Annotated in this window: 14 protein-coding genes; all 14 read left to right on the top strand. The window is 60.7% G+C overall.

The window, feature by feature from the left end:
- Positions 1 to 1,755: ABC transporter ATP-binding protein (locus DW754_RS02250; RefSeq protein ID WP_233540191.1), on the top strand; the 1,755-nt coding region annotated here is incomplete at its 5' end.
- A gap of 186 nt (positions 1,756 to 1,941) precedes the next feature.
- Positions 1,942 to 2,367 carry a 50S ribosomal protein L31 gene (rpmE, locus tag DW754_RS02245; protein ID WP_006235303.1) on the top strand — a complete coding sequence of 142 codons (426 nt, stop codon included), beginning with the start codon at positions 1,942 to 1,944 and terminating at the stop codon, positions 2,365 to 2,367.
- 307 nt (positions 2,368 to 2,674) lie between these two features.
- Positions 2,675 to 5,482 carry a preprotein translocase subunit SecA gene (gene secA, locus DW754_RS02240; RefSeq protein ID WP_117759462.1) on the top strand — a complete coding sequence of 936 codons (2,808 nt, stop codon included), beginning with the start codon at positions 2,675 to 2,677 and terminating at the stop codon, positions 5,480 to 5,482.
- Positions 5,482 to 6,630 (top strand): peptide chain release factor 2, encoded by a 1,149-nt coding sequence (prfB, locus tag DW754_RS02235; protein ID WP_117759464.1) that lies wholly within the window; start codon positions 5,482 to 5,484, stop codon positions 6,628 to 6,630. The genes secA and prfB overlap by 1 nt, the downstream gene beginning before the upstream one ends.
- 131 nt (positions 6,631 to 6,761) lie before the next feature.
- On the top strand, positions 6,762 to 7,652 hold the full coding sequence (locus DW754_RS02230; RefSeq protein WP_117759466.1) for a YitT family protein: 891 nt from the start codon (positions 6,762 to 6,764) through the stop codon (positions 7,650 to 7,652).
- A 207-nt stretch (positions 7,653 to 7,859) separates the two neighbouring features.
- Positions 7,860 to 8,690 carry a transketolase gene (locus DW754_RS02225; protein ID WP_117759468.1) on the top strand — a complete coding sequence of 277 codons (831 nt, stop codon included), beginning with the start codon at positions 7,860 to 7,862 and terminating at the stop codon, positions 8,688 to 8,690.
- Position 8,691: 1 nt separating this feature from the next.
- Positions 8,692 to 9,633, top strand: coding sequence for a transketolase family protein (locus DW754_RS02220; protein ID WP_006235309.1), 942 nt, complete (start codon positions 8,692 to 8,694; stop codon positions 9,631 to 9,633).
- Positions 9,634 to 10,083: 450 nt separating this feature from the next.
- Positions 10,084 to 11,304, top strand: coding sequence for a cell division ATP-binding protein FtsE (ftsE, locus tag DW754_RS02215; RefSeq protein WP_117759469.1), 1,221 nt, complete (start codon positions 10,084 to 10,086; stop codon positions 11,302 to 11,304).
- Positions 11,291 to 12,211, top strand: coding sequence for a permease-like cell division protein FtsX (gene ftsX / locus DW754_RS02210; protein WP_035137414.1), 921 nt, complete (start codon positions 11,291 to 11,293; stop codon positions 12,209 to 12,211). Before ftsE ends, ftsX begins: the two co-directional genes overlap by 14 nt.
- A gap of 135 nt (positions 12,212 to 12,346) precedes the next feature.
- A complete protein-coding gene (locus DW754_RS02205) occupies positions 12,347 to 14,482 on the top strand; it encodes a ribonuclease R family protein (protein WP_117759471.1) in 2,136 nt (711 codons plus the stop codon).
- Between the two features lie 177 nt (positions 14,483 to 14,659).
- Positions 14,660 to 15,265, top strand: coding sequence for a recombinase family protein (locus tag DW754_RS02200; protein WP_089572227.1), 606 nt, complete (start codon positions 14,660 to 14,662; stop codon positions 15,263 to 15,265).
- Between the two features lie 246 nt (positions 15,266 to 15,511).
- Positions 15,512 to 16,363: a MurR/RpiR family transcriptional regulator gene (locus DW754_RS02195; protein WP_117655743.1), complete on the top strand. Its 852-nt coding sequence runs from the start codon at positions 15,512 to 15,514 to the stop codon at positions 16,361 to 16,363.
- Positions 16,364 to 16,373: 10 nt separating this feature from the next.
- The gene (murQ, locus tag DW754_RS02190) at positions 16,374 to 17,297 is read left to right on the top strand and encodes an N-acetylmuramic acid 6-phosphate etherase (RefSeq protein ID WP_117655744.1); all 924 of its coding nucleotides are present in this window, start codon (positions 16,374 to 16,376) and stop codon (positions 17,295 to 17,297) included.
- Between the two features lie 57 nt (positions 17,298 to 17,354).
- The gene (locus DW754_RS02185; protein ID WP_035137407.1) at positions 17,355 to 18,785 is read left to right on the top strand and encodes a PTS transporter subunit EIIC; all 1,431 of its coding nucleotides are present in this window, start codon (positions 17,355 to 17,357) and stop codon (positions 18,783 to 18,785) included.
- Positions 18,786 to 18,791 lie beyond the last annotated feature (6 nt).

Here is an 18,791-nt window from a genome sequence, read left to right as displayed (position 1 = left end):
TCTACGCTCGTTCTCGCTGCAGCCTTTTCCGTCCCCATTGCGTTCAATTCACCCATCTACGGGCCCTTCTTTATGAAGCAGGGCATGCAGGGCTTTGTCGACGCATTCAATACGCGCGCACCCCAGGCCAGCGGCACAGACCTATCGCCAGAGCAGCAAGCTGACGCGGAGCTTGCAAGATACGCGAACGCCGCCCTTGCCGCTCAAACCGACGCCGCCTTTCTCGATTCTGCCGAGAGCTACTACGCGCTCATGGGCGAAGGCTTCCAATCCGGGTCCATCGTGGGAGACCGAGAGACCAATGACGCGGCGCTCGCGTATTGCCGTGCCCTGAGCAGCTCCGGCATCACGGATATCCCGGCCTCCGCAAACGACCTGCCATTCCTTTCCTTCCTGCCTTACGCCATTGCCACGGCGCCGTCTTTCCTTCCCTTCATCCCCTTCCTTCTCTCGTCGATACTCGTGCTCGGCGCCACAAGGCCTGCGACCCTGGCGGCGAAGGCGCCCGCGCCCAAATTCCGGCGCCTTATCCAGATCGTGTTTTCGATAATCGCCGCGGGGACCGCGATGCTCCTCGCCGGCCTCGCACCCGGGGGCATTTACGCCTTGGTCCTAAACGGCTTCGGGCAAATTGGGTACCCGATCGCCTTCTTCCATGACGGCGCGCTTGCCACCACGACCGCGGGAAACGTCTTCACGACCCTGCTTCTCGCGCTGCTTGCGGGCGGAACCTTGATATCCGTTTGCTCCGCCGTCCTATCGACCGCAACGAGGCGCGTCCTCGCGGGCCCCCTTACCTCAGCGCTGCTTGTCGCGGCCCCGGCATTCCCGTTGCTGTCCGATTCGGCGCTGGAGCATAATGCCGTGCTCGGGCTCCTGCCGCTGGCCGTGTTCTCGCCTATCGAGGCCACGGGCTACGTAGGATGCTTCCCGACAGAATTCATTGGCTCCGGTTCAGGCAGCGCATCGATGCTTGCCGTGGCCCTGGCATACGTCGCGGTCCTTTTTGCGGTCGGCGCCGTTGCGGCACGTTCGCCCAAACAGGCTGGACCCGCTAAAAAGCACCATGGGCTCGAGCTTCTGGACGCGAGCGTGGGATACGGGAGCACGACGATACTTTCAATCGGATCGCTTTTCCTGGGCCCGGGAACGGCGGCGGGCCTCGTTGCTCCCAACGGCTCGGGGAAAACCACCCTTCTTGAAGCGCTGTCGGGCCAATTTCCCGCCCGCATCCGCTCGGGAAACCTGGCGGCAGACGGAATCAGCCAACGTCGATCAGCCGAATTTGCAGAACTCGTCTACCTGAGCTCTTCGGGCAGCGCGGATCTCTATCCCACGCTATCGGCCATCGAGCACCTTGCTTTCGTTAGGGAGGCGTGGAAATCGGCCGCCGACATCGACTCGCTCTGCGACTCCCTCGGAATCTCCCCATATCTCGACAAGCCGACCCGTAAACTCTCGACAGGAATGAAGCAGCAGGTAAAGCTTGCCATGGCGATAGCGACCGATTGCCCGTACCTCATCCTCGATGAACCGCTGAACGGCCTCGATCCGGGAAAGCGGAAAACCTCCTGCGACGCGATGCGCAGCGAGGTGGCGCGGGGACGCAGCGTGCTCATTTCAAGCCATCTGCTCGACGACCTGGCAGACCTTACCAACTCGTTCTACTTCATCGAGGCCGGCACGCTCGTGGAAAAGATCAAGTCGTCCTCGCAGACGCTCAAGCAGGAATACCTCGATACATACGAGAGATGAATGTGGGGGAGTGTTCGGATGAAGTTGATATTTAAGGTCCAGCTCGTGTTGTGCCGAAAAGACCGTGAACCTTTTGTGGGACACGCGGCGCCGTGGTACCATAGCCGAGTTTGTTGTCTTGGTCGGAAACCAAGACGCCTTATGCGCTGATCGGTAACCAGCGCCTGACCAATAAGGAGTCCTACCATGAAGCAGGGTATCCATCCCCAGTATGTCGAGTGCACGGTGACGTGCTCCTGCGGCAACACCTTCAAGACGCACGCAACCGTGTCCGAGATGAAGGTCGAGCTTTGCAACGAGTGCCACCCGTTCTACACCGGCCAGCAGAAGTTCGTCGACACCGGTGGACGCGTCCAGCGCTTCGCCGACAAGTTCGGTGGCGCCGCTGCCGCCCAGCTCAAGAAGGCTGAGGAGGCCAAGGCTGCCAAGGCCGCCAAGGCTGCTGAGGCCGAGGCCGCTCGCAAGGCCGCCGCTGAGGCTAAGGCTGCCGAGAAGGCTAAGCGTGCCGCTAAGTTCGCCGAGGAGGCTGCCAAGCAGGCCGCCGAGGCTCCCGCAGAGGCTCCCGTCGAGGAGGCCGCTGCCGAGGCCGAGACCACCGAGGCTGCTGAGTAAATAGCTCGCCGCGGAATCGCTCGCATTCATGGCATAAGGGTCGTGCATCCATTTGGGTGCGCGGCCCTTTTCTTTTTATTGGTGCAAGCTAACCTGTTCCCGTGGCACCAAATGGCAGAGAGACGGCGTTTGCTCAGATAAAACTTGCCAAAATAAACCTGTCCCATTGTGGCAGGTTGGTCATAGTTATTACGTGGCGGTCGAGGTCGACCGTATAGGCCGCGCCTTGTTTGGCTAAAGTACAATCATCTGTGTTTAACTCGCCCGCAGCTGCACGGCGTGGGCGATGGCCAAAAAGGAAAACCACATGGGATTCATGTCAAAGCTGCTGTCCTTTGGATCCGATAAGGACCTTAAGCGCTACTACAAGATCGTCGATCAGATCAACGGTCTTGAGCCCCAGTTTGAGAAGATGACCGAGGAAGAGCTCCGCGCCCAGACCGATAAGTTCCGTGAGCGTTACGCCAACGGCGAGTCGCTCGACGACATGCTCCCCGAGGCTTTTGCCACCGTGCGTGAGGCTTCCAAGCGCATCACGGGCATGCGTCACTTTGACGTGCAGCTCATTGGCGCCATGGCACTGCACGAGGGGCATATCGCCGAGATGAAGACCGGCGAAGGCAAGACCCTGGTCTCCACGCTGGCCGGCTACCTCAACGCTATTGCCGGCAAGGGTGTACACGTCGTTACCGTCAACGATTACCTGGCCAAGCGCGACTCCGAGTGGATGGGCCGCATCTACAAGTACCTGGGAATGACCGTCGGTCTGCTCCAGAACAACATGCCGCTCGAGCTCAAGCGTCCGGCCTACCAGGCAGACGTCACCTACGGCACCAACTCCGAGTTCGGCTTTGATTACCTGCGCGACAACATGGTTACCCGTCCCGAGCAGCGCGTGCAGCGCGGCCACAACTACGCCATCGTCGACGAGGTTGACTCCATCCTGATCGATGAGGCTCGCACCCCGCTGATCATCTCGGGCGCTGGCACCAAGTCCGCCAGTACCTACAAGGACTTCGCGCGTGCCGTGCGTGGCCTTGAGCGCGGCGAGGACGTGTCGCACGACATGCTTACCGCCACCGAGGACGTTGAACCCACGGGCGACTACGTCATGGACGAGGCTAAGCACACCATCGCTGCCACCGAGCGCGGTCTTAAGAAGATCGAGCGCCGCCTGGGTATCGATGACATCTATGCCGATCTCTCTGGCCAGCTGGTCAACCACCTGCAGCAGGCGCTGAAGGCCCAGTACATGTTCCACCGCGACAAGCAGTATGTGGTCACCAACGGCGAGGTCAAGATCGTCGACGAGTTCACCGGCCGCATTATGGAAGGCCGCCGTTACTCCGAGGGCCTGCACCAGGCCATCGAGGCCAAAGAGGGCGTGCTTGTACGCGAGGAGAACCAGACGCTGGCCACTATCACCTTGCAGAACTACTTCCGTCTGTATGACAAGCTCTCCGGCATGACCGGTACGGCACTCACCGAGGATGCCGAGTTCCGCGAGATCTACAAGCTGCCCGTCGAGGTCATCCCCTCCAACAAACCCGTTCAGCGTGTTGACCACGAGGACCTGGTGTACCGTACCATTCAGGCCAAGTACAACGCCGTCGCCGACGATGTCGAGCAGCGTCACGCCAAGGGCCAGCCGGTCCTGGTGGGCACCGTCTCCATCGAGAGCTCCGAGAAGCTGTCGGCCGCCCTTACCAAGCGCGGCATCGCGCACGAGGTCCTCAACGCCAAGCACCACGAGCGCGAGGCTCATATCGTTGCCCAGGCCGGACGCTACGGCGCCGTGACCATCGCTACCAACATGGCCGGTCGTGGTACCGACATCCTGCTGGGCGGCAACCCCGACGAGCTGGTGCGCGAGCGCCTTGAGTACGAGGGCCTGACCATGGAGGACGTGACGCCCGAGCAGCTTGAGCAGTTTAACGCCGAGGCCAAGGAGACCTGCAAGGCCGAGCGCGAGCGCGTGCTTGCCGCCGGCGGCCTGACCGTTATCGGCACCGAGCGCCATGAGTCCCGTCGTATCGACAACCAGCTGCGCGGCCGCTCCGGCCGTCAGGGCGATCCGGGCGAGACCCAGTTCTACCTGTCGCTCGAGGACGACCTCATGCGCCTGTTCGGTGGCGACAAGATGGACCGCGTCTCCAAGATGATGGTCACGGCCGACATGGGCGACGATATGCCCATCCAGCACAAGATCATCTCCAAGGCCGTCGAGAGCGCCCAGCACAAGGTCGAGAGCATCAACTTCTCCATGCGCAAGAGCGTCCTTGAGTACGACGACGTCATGAACAAGCAGCGCCAGGTCATCTACGCTGAGCGCAATAAGATTCTGGACGGCAAGGACCTGACCGACCACATCACCGAGGTCATGCACGACACCGTGTACCGCTGCGTTCAGGAGTTCTGCGCCAAGGACAGTCACGATGGCGAGCGCGACCTGGAGGGCCTGCGCAAGTGGGTTGTGGAGCTCACCGGCCACATCGATACGCCGAAGTTCCCCGACGAGGATTATGAGGCTCTGGCTGCCGATGTCCTGGCTTACGTAGAGAAGTGCTACAACATGAAGGCCGAGCGCTTGGGCGAGGACCTGATGCGCGAGCTCAACACCCAGGTCATGCTGCGCGTCATCGATACCCGCTGGATGAACTACCTGCAGGAGATGGACTATCTCAAGACCGGCATCGGCCTGCGCGGCTTTGGCCAGCGCGACCCGCTGGTCGAGTACAAGACCGAGGCCTACGGCGCGTTCCAGATCCTCGTCGACACCATGTACGAGGATTACCTGCGCACGGTTCTGCGCATCGAGATCAAGGCTGCCCCGCGTGCCGTGGAGCACAAGGAGGAGCCCGCGCTCGAGGGTGCGCACTTCTCCGGTCCTGCCGAGGTCGATGGTGACAACGGCGACTCGGTGCTGCGCAAGCAGGCGCAGGTGCAGGCCCGCACGGCTGTCCAGGGTGGTCCGGCTGCCGTCAACAACGGTGGCAAGGTGACCACCTATCGCAAGTCCGAGAGCGACGATCCGTACGTCAACGTGGGCCGCAACGACCCGTGCCCCTGCGGTAGCGGCAAGAAGTTTAAGTACTGCCACGGCAGGAATCGTTAATGGCTGAGGCTTTAGAGGTAACGCCCGCCGAGCTGGACGCGTTTGCGGACCGGCTCGGCGAGGTCGAGTCGTATCTCCACTTGGACGAAAAGCGCACGCGCGTGACCGAGCTCGAGGCCAAAAGCGTGGCCCCCGGCTTTTGGGATGACGCCGACGCCGCCCGTGCCACCATGGAGGAAATCGCGCGCACCAAGGAAGATATCGCTGCCGTGGACAACGCGCGCGGCGAGCTTTCCGATGCCCGCGCCGCGCTGGAGCTTGCCGAGGAGATGGGGGATGACCCCGATGCCGCCGCCCTTCGCGAGGAGGCTACAGCCACGGCTGAGCGCCTGGCCCGTGCCATCGATGAGCTTGAGCTTTCGAGCTGGTTTACCGGTGAGTTCGATCACGGCGACGCGATTGTGACCATCAAGCCCGGACAGGGTGGTCTGGAGGCCCAGGACTGGACCTTCATGCTATTTAAGATGTACATGAAGTACTGCCAGCGTCGCGGCTGGAAGGTCACGATTAACGACTGCCCCGCCGCTGAGGTCATCGGCATCGACCGCGCGACCTTTACCGTCGAGGGCAAGGACGCATTTGGCATGCTGCGCGCCGAGGCCGGCGTCCACCGCTTGGTTCGCATTAGCCCCACCGACGACAAGAAGCGCCGCCAGACCACGTTTGCCGGCGTCGAGGTCATCCCCGTGCTACCCGATGATATCGATATCGAGATCAGCCCCGATGACATCCGCGTGGACGTGTACCACGCGAGCGGCCCGGGCGGTCAGGGCGTTAACACCACCGACTCCGCCGTGCGCGTGACGCATTTCCCCAGCGGCATTGTGGTCACCTGCCAAAACGAGCGCAGCCAGATCCAGAACAAGGCCGCGTGCATGCAGATCCTCAAGGCTCGCCTGTACGAGATTGAGCTCGAGAAGCGCGCCGAGGCCCTGGATGAGATTCGCGGACCCAAAACCACGATTGGTTTTGGCAACCAGATCCGCAGCTACGTGCTCTACCCGTATCAGATGGTTAAGGACCTACGCACGGGCGTTGAGACCAGCAATGTCGAGGCCGTTCTTGACGATGGCGATCTGGATCCGTTTGTAATTGGCTATCACCGTTGGGCTACCGGCAACGCCGGTGCGGAAGGCTCGGACGCCTAGGCACATGGTTGGCTCCGGGTCGATGCAAACACTTCGCAGGGGGTGGTATTTGCTCGGTGAATCGGTAGAATCGAATACAGTAAGAAGTTCAAAGCGCACTCGTTTGGGTGCGCTTTTTTGAGGGAGGCAGCATGGCATATCGTCTGGACATCAAGCGCATTCTTTCGCTGAACTTCTTTCATGACTTGCCCAAGATCATGTTTGGCTGCGCCCTGGCAGCTATCGCGACGGATCTGTTTTTGATTCCCAACGGTCTTGCTGCCGGCGGCGTTACGGGTCTTGCCACGATTATCCAGGCGGTCGGCGCCTCGCATGGCATCTCGCTGCCTGTCGGTATTCAAACCATCGTGATGAATGCCTTGCTGCTGCTGGTCGTTATGCGCGAGGGGGGCATGTTCTACGTGGTCCAGACGGCGACGGGCTTTGTGCTGCTGGGCTTCTTCACCGACCTGTTCGCTCCGTTTGTGGCGCCGCTGGCACATGCCGACCTGATGCTGCCCGCTATGTGGGGCGGCATTATCACGGGCATTGGCTACGGCATGGTGCTACGCGCCGGTGCCAACACTGGCGGCTCTGACACCATCGGTCAGATTATCTCGCGCAATACGTCACTACCGGTGGGCTCCACCGTCATGGCGATCGACGTTGCCGTGTGCGCGCTGTCGGCCCCGGTCTTCTCGGTCGAAAACGCGCTGTATGCGGGCCTTTCGATGGTCATTAGCGGCTACGTGATCGATGCCGTGGTCGACGGCGGCAACAGGCGCCGTATGGTACTCATCATCTCGGACAAGTTTCCCGATATTGCGGCCGACATCATGTATGGCCTGGGTCGTGGTTGTACCAAGTTTAAGGCGACTGGCATGTATTCGGGTGCCGAGAAGCCGGTGATCATGGTCATCGTGAACCGTCGAGAGCTCAATACCCTCAAGACGATCGTGCGCGAGCGCGATCCTCACGCCATTGTGACGGTCGCCGACGTTACGGAAGCTTTCGGCGAGGGATTCAAGGACATTAGCGCGTAGGGCCGACCGCGTCCCATCCAAAAGACGTTCACATTGATAAACCGTTTCATCAGCGGTTCTGCCTGCTAAATTGTTCAAATAATGATAAAAACTCTGGTAAAGCCATCAGTTTCCAGCATAATGAATGACGTACGTGCATTGCGGCTGTGTTGGGATTACCTTCGGTGCCGTGCGCATTTTGTCTAAAGAGGATGAAAGGAAGGCACAATGAGCGACGAAGAGCTCAAAAAGGTTGCCAACGAGGTAAGGAAGGGCATCGTCACCGGCGTGCACGCTGCCAAGTCCGGCCATCCGGGCGGTTCGCTCGGCGCTGCCGACATCATGACCTATCTGTACTTTGAGGAAATGAACGTCGACCCGGCCGATCCCCGCAAGGCCGACCGCGATCGCTTCGTGCTTTCCAAGGGTCACTGCGCGCCTGGTCTGTACGCCGTGCTCGCCGAGCGTGGGTTCTTCCCCAAGGAGGATCTTGAGACGCTGCGCCACATCGGCAGCCACCTGCAGGGCCATCCCAACATGAACGACACTCCGGGCGTTGACATGTCCACCGGTTCGCTCGGCCAGGGCATCTCCGCCGCCGTGGGTATGGCCGTTGCCGCCAAGCACTGGGGCGATACTTATCGCACGTACGCCCTGCTGGGCGATGGCGAGAGCGAGGAGGGCCAGGTCTGGGAGGCCGCCATGTTTGCCGGCAACCAGCAGCTCGACAACCTCTGTGTGATCGTCGACCACAACGGCCTGCAGATCGACGGTCCCGTCGAGGAGGTCAACGACCCCATGCCGCTCGCCGACAAGTTCCGCGCCTTTAAGTTCCACGTGGTGGAGCTTGCCGACGGCAACGATTTCGATCAGATTCGCGCCGCCTTTGCCGAGGCTCGCGCTACCAAGGGCCAGCCGACCGTCATTATCGCCGAGACCACAAAGGGCAAGGGCGTGTCCTTTATGGAGAACCAGGTTGGTTGGCACGGCAAGGCCCCCAATGATGAACAGTTTGAGCAGGCCATGGCAGAGCTCACGGCCGCCGGAGAGGAGCTCTAGGATGGCAGACGTCAAGAAAATCGCCACGCGCGTAAGCTACGGCGAGGCCCTCGTCGAGCTCGCCAACGAGCACGATGACTTTGTGGTCCTCGACGCCGATCTGGCCGCCGCCACGCAGACCGGTAAGTTTAAGGCCGCCTGCCCCGACCGTTTCTTCGATGTGGGTATCGCCGAGAGCAACCTGATGGGTGTTGCCGCCGGTATCGCAACCACCGGTCGCGTTGCCTTCGCGAGCACCTTTGCCATGTTCGCCGCCGGCCGCGCCTTTGAGCAGGTCCGTAACTCCATCGGCTACCCGCACCTCAACGTTAAGATCGGTGCCACGCACGCCGGTATCTCGGTGGGCGAGGACGGTGCCACACACCAGTGCTGCGAGGATATCGCCCTGATGCGCGTCATCCCCGGCATGACCGTTATCGTTCCTGCCGACGACGTCGAGGCCCGCGCCGTGACGCGCGCCGCCTACGAGTGCGACGGTCCGGTGTACATGCGCTTCGCCCGTCTGGCCTCGCCGGTTATTAACGACCCCGAGACCTACAAGTTCGAGTTGGGTAAGGGCATTGTCATGCGCGAGGGCGCCGATGTGACCATCATCGCCTGCGGCCTGATGGTCGGCGAGGCTCTCGAGGCCGCCGAGCAGCTCGCTGCCGAGGGCATCGACGCCGAGGTCATCAACATGCACACCATCAAGCCCATCGATGCCGACCTGATCGTCAAGAGCGCCACCAAGACCGGCCACGTCGTGACCGTCGAGGAGCACTCTGTGATCGGTGGCCTGGGCAGCGCCGTTGCCGACGTCCTGTGTGAGCAGTGCCCGACGCCGCTCAAGAAGATCGGTGTCAACGACACCTTCGGCGAGTCCGGCCCGGGTGCCGAGCTCCTGCACAAGTACGGCCTGGACGCCGCCAACATCGTGGCGACCACCAAGGAGTTCTTGGCATAAGGCAAGACGAGGCAAAGTATCGCGTCGACAACCGCAAACAAGCCAGAACAGGGGCGTCCTCAAAGAGGGCGCCCCTGTTTATGCTGAATTTAAATTAGAGTCCTGCCAAGCGAAGTTCCCATGGGGAAACGGGCCCATCCCAACAAAGTGCAATTCAGACCCTTCCAACTTTGTATGCGCAGCATCTCAAGTTGGTGCGTCGGCCCCATAGTAGCCGCAGGCCGGGCGCAGGGTTACCTCCCAAATCTTTCCGCAGCGCAGGCCGGCGTTTGTCCGCAGCTCCGCAGGAGCAGGACAAATGCCGGCCATGCGCGAGGACGATTTGGGAGGTAACCCTGCGCCCGGCCGGTGAGACCCAAACCCCGCCATGCTTCTTATGTGCAGTAAAGCTAATGCTGCTAAAATACAAAGCGCTCATGTAGTTTAAACGCACGACGATAAGGAGCACCAGTGGGTAACCACTTCCGTACCTCCGGTGCGGGCGATGATGCCCCCAAGACGCAGACAGGCGTCCAGGGCAGTCGTTTCGCCACTCCGGATTCAGAGGGCCAGCCTGTTGCTCAGGCCCCCACTCAGCCGGCAGATCAGGCACAGCCGGCATCCGATCCCTTTGCCTACAATCCCACCAGCGATGTCGCGCTTTCCGGCACGGCGGGTTTTGAGCCCGTTCAGGCCGTGACCGCTCGCGTGGAGCAGCCTCAGGCTGGCGCCGCCACGCCGCAGCCTACCATGGCCGGCATTCCCGACCCCATGGCCCCCGCGACGCCGGTTCCTCAGCCTGCGCAGTCCGGTCTCTTTGCCGCTATTCCCGATCCCACGCAGCCTGCTGCCCCGGTGGTCGAGAGCGATCAGGCAGCCGAGGTCGCAAGCCTCGATAACGCGCTCAACAACCCCGATTTTACGTCGGTGTTTGCGCCCATCGATCCGCAGGCCAGCCGCAAGAAGATGGCCAAGCAGGCCGGTGTCGAGCCCGTCATCCTTATGGAGCATGTCACCAAGATCTATCCGGCACAGCCCAACAAGCCTGCACTCGACGACATCAACATCGAGATCTATCCGGGCGAGTTCGTCTTCCTGGTCGGTCACTCCGGCTCGGGTAAGACCACGCTGCTGTCGACGCTCAACCGCGACGTCAAGCCGACGAGCGGTCGCATCCTGGTTGCCGGTCAGGACCTCATGAAGATCAAGAACCGCAAGGTTCCGTTCCTGCGCCGCCAGATTGGCGCTGTGTTCCAGGACTTTAAGCTTCTGCCGCAAAAGACCGCCTACGAAAACGTGGCGTTTGCCCTGCAGTGCATCGGCAAGCCCAAGGGCGTCATTCGCAGCCAGGTGCCCGAGGTGCTGCGTCTGGTCGGTCTGGCCGATCAGATGGACTCGCTGCCCGACCAGCTTTCCGGTGGCGAGCAGCAGCGCGTTGCCGTCGCCCGCGCTATGGTCAACCGTCCGCCGCTGCTGATCTGCGACGAGCCCACGGGTAACCTCGACCCGGCGATCTCGCTGGGCATCATGAAGCTGCTCGAGCGTATTAACCGCACCGGCACCACCGTGATCGTCGCCACGCACGACCGCGAGATGGTCGATAGCATGCACCGTCGCGTGATCGCCCTCGAGGGCGGCCACGTTATCCGCGACCAGGAGAGGGGAGGTTACGGCAACTATGGCACCAACTAACGTGGGCTACTCCTTCAAAGAGGCAATCAGCCACTTCTTCCGTAACTGGACTACCTCGCTCGGCGCCGTCATCACGATCTTCCTTTCGCTGTTTATCATCGGCCTGTTCATCATGGGCTCCGCGATGCTGAACTCCGTGATCGGCACCGTCGAGGATCAGGTTGTCATCAACGCGTTCATTAGCGATGACGCCGATCAGGCTGATGTTCAGGCTTTTGAGGCCGAGCTTAAGACATGGAATAACGTCAAGTCCGTGACCTATAAGGACAAGGACGACGCGCTGGCCGAGTATACGAGCAAGATGTCGGGCAACGCCGACGCCACCATGAGCGCGCTCGATGGCCAGAACCCGCTGCCGGCTTCGTTTGCGATTGAGATGGACGATCCGTCTCAGGTCGAGAGCACGGCCAAGAAGCTCAAGAAGAATGCCGACTTCCAAAAGATCGCGGACGACGGCGACGTCAACGCGAGCGTACTGTATGGCCAGGAGGAAGTGAGCCGCCTGTTCCAGGTGACCAACTACATTCGCATCGCCGCCGTGGTGCTCGTTGGCCTTCTGACCTTTATCGCATTCATCTTCATCAACAACACGATTCGCCTGTCCATCACGGCGCGTCGTCGTGAGATTGCGATTATGCGTCTGGTCGGCGCCAGCAACGGCTTCATTCGTGGTCCGTTTATCACCGAGGGCGTACTGCAGGCCATTTTGGGCTCGCTGCTTTCCATCGGCGTTCTGGAGCTGCTGCGCAATCTGATGATTCCGCGTTTGCAGGAGAGCATCGGCTGGATGTCGTTTGCCCTGCCGATGCAGTACTACCTGGTGACCTATGCTGCGCTGATTCTGGTCGGCGTGATTATCGGTCTCTTTGGTTCTGCCATAGCCATGCGCCGCTACCTGCGCGTGTAGGCATGTCTGGAATTCATCCCTTCCAACGGGTCGTCTCTTATGGGGCGGCCCGTTTTTTGATCTCTAGGGGACGGCAGGAAAGCGAATCATTTGGGTAGACTCTTTGGAGTTCGTCATCGATAGCAAGGAGGCGCCATGGGGCGCAATAACAAGCATAAGCGCGGTGCTCGCAATAAGCGTGGGCCGGTGCGCAGCGAACGCCGTCCGAGCCTGACCGGGCGCGTGCAGCTCCATGAGCATGGCGCCTATGTCATAACCGAGAGCGGCGACTACAAGGTTATGGGCCGCGGTAAGCGCGAGATCATGGATGGCGATACCGTTGCCGTGAGCATTAAGAACAGCCCGCACGGTGAGCGGCGCGCCGTGATCGAAGGCGTGGTTGAGCGCGCAGCCATAAGCGTGGTGGGTACGTACCAGACCGCTGGTCCGCTCGGTGTGATCGAGCCGCTCGATTCGCGCCTGAAGGCCGACTTCTTCATTCTGCCCGAGGATACCTCGGCGGATCGTCTGGGCGTCCACCCGGGTGATGCCGTTGTCGCGCGCATTTTGACCTACCCGACGCGCCTGGAATCGGGCACCGTGACGATCGAACGCCGCATTGGCGGAGATGACGCGCCCGATTTGGGCGTTCAATACGTGATGGCGCGTTACGGCTATACCGATAGCTATCCCGAGGCCGCGCTGGACGAGGCCGAGGGGCTTTCGCTCGATGTGTCCGCGGCGCTTAAGGACCCGCTCCGCCGCGATCTGCGCGACCGCTTTGTCATCACGATCGACCCGGTCGACGCGCGCGACTTTGACGATGCCATTTCGCTGGAGCGTACGCCCGAGGGTGGCTACAAGCTGGGTGTGCATATCGCCGACGTTTCACACTATGTGGCTTGGGACGGGCATATCGATCTTGAGGCTCGCCATCGTACGACATCGGTGTATCTGGCCGATCGTGTGCTTCCCATGCTGCCCGAACGCCTGTCCAATGACCTGTGCTCGCTTCGCCCTGACGAGGACCGTCTTGCGTTTACCGTCGATATCGAGCTCGATGAGCAGGGTCGCGTGCGGCATTACGATCCGTACCCCAGCGTGATTCGCTCGCGCGTGCGTATGGACTATGACGGCGCCGAGGCGCTGCTGGTGCGTGCCGACGCGGTTGAGTATTCGGTGCTGGAAGGCGCCGCTGAGGATGTTGCGGCTGCTGAGGCCTCGCGCGAGGAGGCGCTTGAGCGCGGTCTTGCGTGCGAGGAAACTGCTCGCGGCTATAACGTCGACCTCGGCGATTTCCTTGTCGCCGCCAACGAACTCGCCGAACTTCGCCGTCGTATTCGTCGCGTCCGCGGCTCAGTCGATTTTGACACGGCCGAGATTCGCGCTCTATTGGACGAGGACGGAGTACCCGTGCAGATTGTGGCGCGTGAGCGTTCGTGTGCCACGTCGCTTATCGAGGAAGCCATGCTGCTCGCCAACGAGTGCGTTGCAGAGTGGCTGGCAGACCGTGATATCGAGGCCTGCTATCGCGTGCATGAGGATCCGAGCCCCGATAGCCTGCACGGTGCCGCCGTTGCGCTGGCGCAGCTGGGCATCATCGACGATCGCCGTGCTGCCGGTATTGCCCTGGGGAGTCCCGATGAGCTGCAGGCTGCAGTTGATGCTGCCGCCGGTACGGCAAGCGCACCGCTCGTCAACACGCTGCTTCTGCGCAGCATGCAGCGTGCGCTGTACAAGCCGCGCAACGAGGGCCACTTTGCGCTCGCCGCGTCGTGCTACTGTCACTTTACGAGTCCCATCCGTCGCTATCCCGATCTGGTGGTGCACCGCGTGCTCAAACTGCAGTTGGCCTATGAGCAGCTCGGCGGCAAGGACGCCTTGGTGCGCACGCCGCGGCTCATCGGCAAAGGTCGCGAGTCGCTGCCGCGCATTCTGCCGCAGATTTGCCGTGCGTGCAGCGATGCGGAGCGTGCGGCCGATGCCGCCAGCCATGCGACGCAAAAGATTAAGATTGCCCAGTACTATGAGGATCGCCTGGGCGAGCGCTATGCCGGAACGGTCTCATGGGTCAGCAGTATGGGCCTGTTCGTACGCTTGGACCTGACACAGGTCGAAGGCTTGGTTTCGATCAAGAGCCTGGGCAACGAGTGGTTCGAGTTTGACGAGGACGCGCTCACGCTCACAGGTGTCGACACGGGGACCCGCTATGAACTGGGGCAGCGTGTGATCATCGAGGTCTCACGCGTCAATACCACGCGCGGGCACTTGGACTTTAAGCTTATCCATTAGCCAAATTCCGACTCATGGTGTGGGGGCGGAGAGCGGCCTTTCGGGACCGCCCTTCGCATTTGAATCGTGGCTATCTTGCCGTCTGCTCGGCCGCCTGCTTGCCTGCTATTGGAGAGGTAAAACCTACCAAAATAAACCTGTCCCTTTTTGGCAGGTTTACAAGAAAGCGGGGATGAGATGGCGACGGTGTATGGTTATGCGCGGGTGAGTTCGCGCGATCAGAATCTTAATCGGCAGCTGGATGCGCTGGGCGCCTATGGCGTGGGCTCGGCGAATATTTATGCCGACCATGCGAGCGGCAAGGACTTCGATCGACCGCGTTATCGCGAGCTGCTGCACGTCCTGGGAGACGGGGACGTGCTAGTGGTGCTTTCTATCGACCGACTTGGTCGTAATTACTCCGAGATTCTTGAGGAATGGCGACGCATTACCAAGGAGCTCGGGGTTGCCATTGTGGTGTTGGACATGCCATTGCTTGACACGCGCGCCAGGGCCAGCGGCACGCCGGATGTGACCAACACCCTGATTGCCGATATTGTGCTGCAACTGCTGAGCTACGTGGCGCAGGTGGAGCGCGAGAATATCCATCGGCGCCAGGCGGAGGGAATTGCAGCGGCGCGGGCGCGAGGGGTCCGTTTCGGTCGACCTCGCAAGCCGTGCCCTCCTCAGTTTGAGCTGGTACGCGATAGCTATGAGGCAGGCGATATTACCCGCAGCCAGGCAGCAAAGTGCCTGGGCGTGTGCGTGGGGACGTTCGATCGCTGGATGCGCGAGGCGGGGTAGGGGTTTGCGGCACGTCCGATTGGCGCCCATGCGAGGCGCTAGCCGGTAACAAACCCGTTTCTGATAATGCGACCTTGTTGAATTATTTTGTGTCGCGCGTATTTCCGAGCGGTCGGATTTGAGGGGCGAGCGGTAGAACGCTCGCCCTTTGTGCGCCACGATGCGGCACAATGTACCGTAAAAGCTGTTTGTATCCGGTACGAATCGTTCGTTGGTCTTTAATTCTTCTCAACGGAGGTGTTTGAGATGGCAAACGGATTGCTTTTGCGGCTTCGCGAGCGTGAGCTCAGCGCGAGCCCGGCGGAACGCAATGTCATCGCATATGTAAGCGCTCATCCGCACGAGGTGGTCGGGCTGTCCGTCCGCGGTCTTGCCGATGCCACGTTCTCCTCGCCTTCGAGCATTTTGCGCTTTTGCAAGCGCTTGGGTTTTGCGGGCTACAAGGAGTTCCAGCGCGAACTGATTGCCGAGCTGGCGCTCTTGGGTGACAAGAAAGACGTTGCCCTCGAGGACATCTCCATGGATGACAGCGTCGAACGTATCGTGGGGAAGGTGATGAAAAGCAACGTGCGCACGATCGAAGCGACGGCGCGAACGCTCGATTACACCGTCTTGGAGCGATGTGCGGCCTATCTTAAGCGGGCACGCGCGGTCAATCTGTTCGGTATCGGTGCCTCTCGTTTGGTCGCGCACGATCTGGCGCAAAAGCTCATGCGTGTCGACAAGGAGTGCCATCTGTACGACGACTGGCATGATCAGCTCTTGTGTGCCAAGAACATGCATGAGGGCGATATGGCAATCGCCTTTAGCTACTCGGGCTTGACGCAAGAGGTGCTGGACTGCACCGCCGAGGCTCAACGTCACAACTGTCCCGTTGTGGCCGTTACCAAAGTAGATGGATCATCCAAGCTTGCCACCGTGGCCGATGCCGTGCTCGGCGTCGCTGCGAGTGAACCCTTGGTCCGCAGCGGTGCCATGGCTTCGCGTATGGCCCAGCTTATGGTTGTCGATGCCCTGTACGCTGCTTACGTTGCCAGCGACTACGAACGGGCGACGCATGTCATTAAGCAAAACTACATCGAGAAACAGGAAAGATGAGGTGAATGAAATGCTCGATTTAACAAAATTCACGACCGAACAGCGTAATCAAAGTTCAATGGACCTCGATACGATGACATCGCTGCAAATCGTCACGACGATGAACGATGAGGATCTTCGTGCCGTCCAGTCGGTCACGAAGGTGTTGCCCCAGGTTGCCACAGCAATCGACTGGGCTGCTGAGGCACTCGAGCGCGGCGGGCGCGTCTTTTACATGGGCGCAGGCACCAGCGGTCGTCTGGGTGTACTCGACGCTTCGGAGTGTCCGCCCACGTTTGGCGTGTCACCCGATCTGATTGTCGGGCTCATTGCCGGAGGCGAGACGGCGTTTATCAAGGCTGTCGAAGGTGCCGAAGACAGCGAGGAGCTTGGCGCGAGCGACCTGCGGGAGCGTGGACTCTCGGACAGGGATCTTGTCGTTGGCCTGGCGGCAAGCGGTCGTACTCCCTATGTGGTGGGCGGCCTTGTGTACGCCAAGGCAACTGGGTGCAAGACCATTGCAATTGCCTGCAACCAAGGGTCGAAGATCGGGGAGAGCGCAGATCTTGCCATTGAACCCGTGCCCGGTCCCGAGGTGCTGACCGGCTCAACGAGGCTCAAGGCGGGAACGGTTCAAAAGCTCATTCTCAACATGATTTCGACCGGTGCCATGGTCAAGATCGGCAAGGTATACCAAAACCTGATGGTCGATGTGCAGCAGACGAACGAGAAGTTGGTGGTGCGCGGCCAGAACATCGTGATGGAGGCGACCGGCTGCACGCGCGAGCGCGCTATTCAGGCGCTTGCAGATGCCGGCGGCCACGTAAAAACCGCTATTGTCTCGGTACTGCTGGGCTGCGATGCCGAGCAGGCTGCGGTAGCTCTTGAGCGAGCGAGAGGCCATGTCCGTGCTGCGGTGAGTGGCCATGAGAAGAGCAATGCCGATGCCCAATAGGTGCGCGGCGTGAGCTGATATGACATCCAGACGAGATACCCGATACAAGGAGGAGTTATGACGAACAAAGAGCTGGCTCAAAAGCTGCTGGACCTTTTGGGCGGTAAAGACAACGTGTTGGCAAACGCGGCGTGCATGACGCGCCTGCGCGTGACCGTCAAAGACACGGGCAACGTCGACACGGAGGGTATTAAGGCACTCGACGGCGTGATGGGCTTGGTCGAGGACGACACGATGCAGATCGTGCTGGGTCCGGGCAAGGTGAATAAGGTGCTCGAGGAGTTCTCCAAGCTCACCGGCCTTGCGAAAGGCGTTGCTGACGAGAGCGTGGTTGACGCTGCGGCCACAAACAAGGCCGCGCAGAAGGCAAAGTACGAGTCCAAGCCGGTTCAGGCCTTCCTCAAGAAGATTTCCAATGTCTTCGTCGCCCTGCTTCCCGGCATCATTGCGGCTGGCCTCATCAACGGTATCTGCAACGTCATTAACGTCTCGACGGCAGGCGCGCTTGCGGGCGAGTGGTGGTACCAGGGCATTCGTTCCATGGGCTGGGCCCTGTTTGCCTATCTGCCCATCTTGGTGGGCTATAACGCGGCACGTGAGTTTGGTGGATCCGCTGCGCTGGGCGGCATCGCCGGCATGATGTGTATCGCCAACAGTGCCATGCCCCTGCTTGCGCCTGGCGCGGCTGATCCTGCCACTGCCATTTTGCTGCCGCTCACCAATGCGCAGTACAACCCCGCAGCGGGCGGCATGATCGCGGCTCTTATCGCTGGTGCATTTTTTGCCTGGATGGAGCGTCAGATTCGCAAGGTTATGCCCAACGCACTCGACACGTTCCTGTCCCCGCTGCTGGTGCTCATCATCGGTGCCTTTGCTCTGATGCTCGTCATCCAGCCGGTTGGCGCATGGCTGACGACTGCCATCTTTAGCGTTTTGACCTTTATCTTCGAGAAGCTGGGCGTCCTGGGCGGCTATATCCTGTCGGCAGGCTTCTTGCCGCTGGTGTCCGTCGGCCTGCATCAGGCGCTCACGCCGATCCACGCTATGCTCAACGATCCCGACGGCGCTACCAAGGGTATCAATTACCTGCTTCCCATCCTTATGATGGCTGGCGGCGGCCAGGTCGGTGCCGGTTTGGCGCTGTACTTTAAGACCAAGAACGCCAAGCTCAAGAAGTACGTCGCAGAGTCCATTCCCGTTGGAATCCTGGGTGTGGGCGAGCCTCTGATGTATGCTGTTACGCTGCCGCTCGTTCGTCCGTTTGTGACGGCCTGCCTGGGTGCCGGATTTGGTGGCGCGCTCGCGGCGCTGCTTCACATCGGCACGGTTTCTCAGGGCGTTTCCGGTCTGTTTGGCCTGCTGATCGTCGTTCCTGGCCAGCAGCTCGGCTACGTTGCCGCTATGCTGCTTGCCTATGCCGCCGGCTTTGTCCTGACGTGGTTCTTTGGCGTCGACGAGCAGAAGATCAACGAGTTCTTTGGCGAGTAGTTTGAT

This window comes from Collinsella sp. AM29-10AC (assembly GCF_003469085.1).
In the GTDB taxonomy this organism is placed as follows: Bacteria; Actinomycetota; Coriobacteriia; order Coriobacteriales; family Coriobacteriaceae; genus Collinsella.
Note: the sequence above shows the minus strand (reverse complement) of the source record. Positions and strands in the feature narration are given on the sequence as shown.